This is a genomic window from Rhodococcus sp. EPR-157 (assembly GCF_001647195.1).
In the GTDB taxonomy this organism is placed as follows: Bacteria; Actinomycetota; Actinomycetes; order Mycobacteriales; family Mycobacteriaceae; genus Rhodococcoides.
In genome coordinates this window covers 1-6,592 of record NZ_LVCV01000285.1, presented here as the reverse complement: position 1 = coordinate 6,592, position 6,592 = coordinate 1, and the positions used below count along the sequence as shown (strand labels likewise).

The 6,592-nt window shown below is 62.9% G+C and carries 6 protein-coding genes; 2 read left to right on the top strand and 4 right to left on the bottom strand.

The features are described 5' to 3' along the window. Positions 1-94 precede the first annotated feature (94 nt). Entirely contained in the window at positions 95-2,233 is a 2,139-nt protein-coding gene (locus A2J03_RS13225) for a thiamine pyrophosphate-dependent enzyme (protein WP_068374520.1), read from the top strand. A gap of 157 nt (positions 2,234-2,390) precedes the next feature. Here the strand turns inward: A2J03_RS13225 and A2J03_RS13220 are convergent, their stop codons facing one another. The 4 genes from A2J03_RS13220 to A2J03_RS13205 are packed head-to-tail and all read right to left on the bottom strand — an operon-like array spanning position 2,391 to position 4,627. After that, on the bottom strand, positions 2,391-3,014 hold the full coding sequence (locus A2J03_RS13220) for a TetR/AcrR family transcriptional regulator (RefSeq protein WP_068374526.1): 624 nt from the start codon (positions 3,012-3,014) through the stop codon (positions 2,391-2,393). Between the two features lie 38 nt (positions 3,015-3,052). Continuing rightward, on the bottom strand, positions 3,053-3,238 hold the full coding sequence (locus A2J03_RS13215; RefSeq protein ID WP_068374517.1) for a rubredoxin: 186 nt from the start codon (positions 3,236-3,238) through the stop codon (positions 3,053-3,055). 1 nt (position 3,239) lies between these two features. Then, a complete protein-coding gene (locus tag A2J03_RS13210; RefSeq protein WP_068374514.1) occupies positions 3,240-3,407 on the bottom strand; it encodes a rubredoxin in 168 nt (55 codons plus the stop codon). Beyond that, a complete protein-coding gene (locus A2J03_RS13205) occupies positions 3,407-4,627 on the bottom strand; it encodes an alkane 1-monooxygenase (protein ID WP_156520364.1) in 1,221 nt (406 codons plus the stop codon). Before A2J03_RS13205 ends, A2J03_RS13210 begins: the two co-directional genes overlap by 1 nt. Positions 4,628-4,920: 293 nt before the next feature. On the opposite strand from A2J03_RS13205, the gene A2J03_RS13200 reads away from it, so the two are divergent. Then, positions 4,921-6,592: glutamine synthetase III family protein (locus tag A2J03_RS13200; RefSeq protein WP_068374511.1), on the top strand; the 1,672-nt coding region annotated here is incomplete at its 3' end.

Here is a 6,592-nt window from a genome sequence, read left to right as displayed (position 1 = left end):
TGTGCTGTCGTGGTGGCGATCTTCTTACCCTGGAAGAGACCCGAGGGCGGCGGACTTCTGGTGACAACCCGGTAGAGGCGCATATCCTGGCACCATGGCCGAGGCGATCGACGAGCACTTCCTGTCAACTGTGTCGAGCTTTTCGTCCAGGCTCCGGCCACTCGACGCGGCACTGACGCCGGTTCGCGCGCTGGAACTGTTCGATGCCCAACTCGGCAGCCGTCATCTCGATCTCGCGGCACGGTGGCTGCGTTCGCAGGGCAAGGGCTACTACACCATCGGTTCCTCCGGGCACGAGGCCAACGCAGCGGTGGCAGGAGCGCTTCGCTCGACGGATCCTGCTCTGCTGCACTACCGTTCCGGGGCATTCTTCCTCGAGCGCGCCAGGCAAGTCGGCGGCCACGACCCGATCAGGGACGTGCTGCTCGGGCTCGTGGCGGCGACCGAGGAGCCGATCTCCGGTGGCAGACACAAGGTGTTCGGCCGGGCCGATCTCGCGGTGATTCCACAGACGTCGACGATTTCCTCGCACCTGCCGCGTGCTGTCGGGGTCGCGTTCTCGACCGTGCGTGCCCATAGGCTGGGAGTGGACTGTCCCTGGCCGCGTGATGCGGTGACGGTGTGCAGCTTCGGCGATGCCTCGGCCAATCACTCCACGGCCGTCGGCGCGATCAACACCGCCGTTCATGCCGGCTACCAGGGTGTTTCGATGCCGCTGCTGTTCGTGTGCGAGGACAATGGGATCGGCATCAGCGTGCGAACTCCGTCCGGATGGATCGCGTCGAACTTCGCCGGGCGCGCCGGCCTCGAGTATTTCCACGCCGATGGAAGCGAGCTCGGGGCGGCGTACGACGCATCGACGGCCGCAGTCGACTGGGTCCGCCGTCACCGTCGACCGGCATTTCTGCACATCGCGACGGTGCGACTGATGGGACATGCGGGATCGGACGTCGAGTCGGCCTACCGAACACAGGCCGAGATCACGTCCGAGTATTCACGGGACCCGGTACTCGGAACCGCATGTCTTCTCATCGACGCCGGGGTGCTCACTGTGGAAGAGGTCATCGAGCGGTATGAGGCCAAGCGCACACACGTGATGGACGCTGCCCGGGACGTGTGCGGGTGTCCACAACTGGACAGCACCTCGGCTGTGATGGCCCCGCTGACCGAATTGGCAGCGGCAGTCGGTCGGTCGGAAGCCGACAGTGCGGAATCGGCAGCCGGGTCGACCCTTGCGCAGTCGATCAACGCAGCGCTGTTGCAGATCTTGGCGATGTATCCGCAGTCGATACTGTTCGGCGAGGACGTTGCCCACAAGGGCGGCGTGTACGGCGTCACACGCGGATTGCAGGCCAAGATGGGATCGACGCGAGTGTTCGATACCGTTCTCGACGAGCAGTCGATACTCGGATTGGCTACCGGTGCAGGTGTTTCCGGACTTCTGCCCATTGCCGAGATTCAGTACCTCGCGTACCTGCACAATGCCGCCGACCAGATCCGAGGCGAGGCGTCGACGCTGCAGTTCTTCTCCAACCGGCAGTACCGCAACCCGATGATCGTCAGAGTCGCAGGCTACGGTTACCAGAAGGGGTTCGGCGGACATTTCCACAACGACAACGCAATTGCCGCACTGCGTGACATCCCCGGCATCGTCCTCGCGTCACCGTCCCGGCCCGACGATGCCGCGGCGATGCTCCTCGCCTGTGCGGCCGCTGCGGTCAGCGACGGTGCAGTGTGTGTATTCCTGGAACCCATTGCGCTGTACCACACTCGCGATCTTCACGACGATGGTGACGGCGGATGGCTCGGATCGGGAAGCCCCACGACGGTGCGAATCGGACAGGCCGGAGTGCACGGGAACGGAATGGACCTCACCATCGTCACGTTCGGCAACGGCGTCAGGATGAGTCTTCGTGTCGCACGACGGCTGCAGGAGCGAGATATCGGAGTACGCGTCGTCGACCTTCGTTGGCTCGCACCGCTACCCGTCGACGACATTCTCGAGAACGCGCGCGCGACGGGCAAGGTATTGGTCGTGGACGAGACCCGCAGGTCCGGGGGAGTGAGCGAAGGCGTCGTGACGGCGTTGGTGGACGCAGGATTCGACGGCGTGATCAGGCGTGTTACCAGCGAGGACAGTTTCATCCCGCTCGGCGACGCCGCACTGGAGGTTCTGTTGTCCGAGGACAGTGTCCTCGACGCTGCGTTGGGGATGGTCGACGGGTCCCGGTGACCGAATGAGCCTTTCGGTCACCTGCGGCGACCGAACGAGCCTTTGAGTCACTCAGAGTGACCGAATCAGCCGTTCGGTCACTTGAAGCGAGCGAACGAGCCTTTCGGTCACTCAGAGTGACCGAATCAGCCGTTCGGTCCGAAAACCCCGGGCCCGCCTACGCCGTATCTCGGATGGTGACGACGAACGGCGTCAGCAGCGACGCGAGGTCGGCCGCGACATCGGCCGAGTTGTCCGGCGGCATGGAGACGTAGCTCAGGGCAAGCCGAACCACCGTGCGCCCTAAGACGTCGGCGTTGTGAGCGGACGCCCGCAGCCAACTGCGCTCGAAGGTCTGCGCCAACCGGACCGCGGCGTGCTCGATGAGAATCCCGCTCTCGGTCGTGACCAGCCTGAGCAGATCCGGGGGAGGATCGTCGGTGAGCATCGAGAGCACGAGTGGGTCCGAGGCGCTTCGGCTGAAGAACTCGGTGAACGCCACGTACAGGGTTCGCAGAGCGTCACCTTCGTTGGCGTACACGGCGTCGTCGACGGCCGAGACGAACGAGTCGGTGAGCCGCAGCGCGTACCCCTGCGCTAGGCCTTTGCGGGTGCCGAATTCCTTGTACAGCGTCTGCCGGCTGATGCCGGCTGCTTTGGCGACATCGGTCATGTTGACCGTCGACCACGTGCGTTCGAGCAGCAGATCGTGCAAGCCGTCGAGGATCGTGGTGCGCATCAGGTTGGTCGCCGCGCTCTTGTAAGGGCTCGGGTTCACCGGATGGGTTGTCACGACGGCCAGTCTATCCGCCGTGTACGCGTGGACCCGAGCCACCGCCGTCATGGTCGGCTGATCTCCACCATGAAGAAGTCCGCTTTGGCGGCGCCGCAGTCCGGGCAGCTCCAGTCTTCCGGGATGTCGTCCCACTTGGTGCCGGGTTCGATTCCGTCTTCGGGCCAGCCGAGTTCCTCGTCGTATTCGAACCCGCACTGAATGCACTGGTAGAGCTTGAAGTCGGTGGACATGTCATCCTGCCTTCTGTTCGAAGTCGATCTTCTCCCGCACGCCGCAGTCGGGGCACGGCCAGTTGTCGTCGACGTCTGCCCAGGCGGTTCCTGGGGGGAAACCCTCGCGCGGTGCCCCTGCCGCCTCGTCGTAGATGTAGTTGCAGACGGGGCATTCGTACGCTGCCATCACTCGTTGCCCGAGTCTGCGCCGTAGCGGGCCAAGATCTTCTCGCGCTTGCTCGGCTCGATGTTGACGGCGGTGATGTCACCTCGGTAGTGCTCCAACACTCTGTGGTCCATCACCTTTCGCCAGATCGGCGGGAAGTACGCGAGCGAGATCATGCTGGCGTAGCCGCTGGGCAGGTTCGGCGCACCTTCCATGCTGCGCAAGGTCTGATAGCGCCGAGTCGGGTTCGCGTGGTGATCACTGTGTCGCTGCAGGTGATACAGGAAGATGTTGGTGACGATGTGATCGGAATTCCAGCTGTGAGCAGGAGCGCAGCGCTCGTAGCGGCCCGAGGCGGTCTTGGCGCGGAGCAGTCCGTAGTGCTCGAGGTAGTTCACCGTCTCGAGCAGTGAGAAGCCGTAGACAGCCTGGATGACGAGGAACGGGAGGATGCTGATGCCGAACACTGCCGTCAGGACGCCGAAGAGGACCACGGACATGAGCCAGGCGTTGAGGACGTCGTTGCGAATGTTCCACGTGGGCTTGCCGAGTCGTTCCATCCGAGTCTTCTCGATCTCCCACGAGGACTTCAGGCTGCCCCACACGCTGCGGGGGAGGAAGCGCCAGAAGCTCTCGCCGAACTTGGAGCTCGCCGGATCCTCGGGGGTGGCGACGCGCACGTGGTGGCCACGGTTGTGCTCGATGTAGAAGTGGCCGTAGAACGTCTGGGCCAGAGTCACTTTGGACAGCCAGCGTTCGAGGCTGTCTTTCTTGTGCCCCATCTCGTGGGCGGTGTTGATACCGACGCCGCCCATGACGCCGACGCTGATGGCAAGGCCGATCTTCGAGATCAGGCCGAGTCCGCCGTCGATCCCCAACCAGCTGAGGTTGTCCGCAGTCCACAAATAGCACGCGATGACAAGGCTGGCGAGCTGGAACGGGATGTAGATGTACGTGCAGTAGCGGTAGTACTTGTCGTTCTCCAGAGCTTCCATGACCTCGTCGGGCGGGTTCTGACCGTCCGGCCCGAAGAACAGATCGAGCAACGGAAGCAGTCCGTACACCAGTAGCGGGCCGATCCACCACCAGACCGGTGACACAGCATTCCATCCCAGCATGTTGAACGCCCAGATCATCCCGAGCGCCAGGAATACAGCGGTCGGTGGCACCAATCCCATGAGCCAGAGATATCGCTTCTTGTCCCGCCACTCGTCGACCGGCGTATTCGACTGCGGACTCATCTGGGTTGCCACGACGGAACTCCTTTGTTCGGGGCGGAACCACCGGCCGAGCGAACCGGTGGTGTCCATCACTTGATACATGACAATACACCGAAAATGTAAACCGTCTAGACAAAATGCAAAATTTGTCCAGACGGATGTGACCGAGTCGGCTTCGGTGCGTCGTGAACAGCTGTAACGGGCGAATTGCAGTGGTCACAGTTGCGAAACATCACCGCTACGTCTGGTTCGTACAGTTCGCTGGTTGGCTCCGCGAACAAGCCGTGGGGCACAGGCCGAGGGGTAGTAAGCGTATGAGTGGAAATACCGTTCGTCTGCAGGCGATCAAAGACGTCGAGGCATATGTACCGCCTGCGGTGAGCTTTGTCGGGGACGAGAAGCCGGGCGAGATCTTCGGTGAGAATGTCTTCAGCAAGGTCGTCATGCAGAAGCGCCTGCCCAAGTCCGTGTTCAAGTCCGTCATGGCGACCATCGACAAGGGCAAGAAGCTCGATCCCATGGTGGCCGACGCCGTAGCGTCGGCGATGAAGGATTGGGCTCTCGAGAAGGGTGCGACGCACTACGCGCACGTCTTCTACCCTCTCACCGGGTTGACGGCCGAGAAGCACGACAGCTTCTTCGACCCGGTCGGTGACGGCAGCGCACTCGCGGAATTCGCGGGTAAGACGCTGATTCAGGGCGAGCCCGACGCCTCGAGCTTCCCCAACGGCGGCCTGCGCAACACGTTCGAGGCGCGCGGATACACCGGATGGGACGTCACCAGCCCGGCGTACGTGCTCGAGAACCCGAACGGCAACACCCTCTGTATCCCGACGGTCTTCGTGTCCATGACCGGCGAAGCGCTCGACCACAAGACGCCGCTGCTTCGTTCGCAGCAGGCGATGGGCGGGCATGCCGAGCGAATTCTGAAGCTCTTCGGGCACGAGAACATCGAGAACATCGTCTCGTTCTGCGGTCCGGAGCAGGAGTACTTCCTCGTCGACCGGCACTTCTTCCTTGCCCGGCCCGATTTGCTCAACGCCGGACGCACGCTGTTCGGTTCCAAGCCGCCCAAGGGCCAGGAATTCGACGATCACTATTTCGGTGCGATCCCGGAGCGCGTCCTCGGCTTCATGATGGACACCGAACGCGAACTGTTCAAGCTCGGGATTCCGGCGAAGACACGGCACAACGAGGTTGCGCCGGGGCAGTTCGAGATCGCGCCGATGTTCGAGCGAGGCAATATCGCGGCGGACCATCAGCAGCTGCTGATGACGACGTTCAAGACGATCGCCAAGAAGCACGGCATGGAATGTCTGTTCCACGAGAAGCCGTTCGAGGGTGTCAACGGCTCGGGCAAGCACGTCAACTTCTCGCTCGGCAACTCCGAGCTCGGATCGTTGCTCGTTCCGGGAGACAATCCGCACGACAACGCGCAGTTCCTGGTGTTCTGTGCGGCAGTCATCAGAGCCGTACACAAATACGGCGGTCTGCTGCGCGCGTCGGTGGCGTCGGCGACAAACGATCACCGACTCGGCGCCAACGAGGCTCCGCCCGCGATCATCTCGATCTTCCTCGGCGACCAGCTCGCCGACGTGTTCGACCAGATCGCCAAGGGCGCGGCAACGTCGTCGAAGGGCAAGGGCACCATGATGATCGGTGCAGACACCCTGCCCGTGCTGCCGACCGATCCGGGCGACCGCAACCGCACGAGCCCGTTTGCCTTCACGGGCAACAGGTTCGAGTTCCGTGCCCCCGGTTCGATGCAGACCGTCAACGGTCCGATGGTCACGATCAACACGATCATGGCCGAAGCCCTCGACTACATGGCGACCAACCTCGAAGCCGCCGTCGCCGACGGCACCGACTTCGATACTGCCGTGCAGAACTTGCTGACGGAAATTATCACCGAGCACGGCGCCGTGGTGTTCAACGGTGACGGCTACTCCGACAACTGGCAGGTCGAAGCAGAGGCGCGCGGACTGC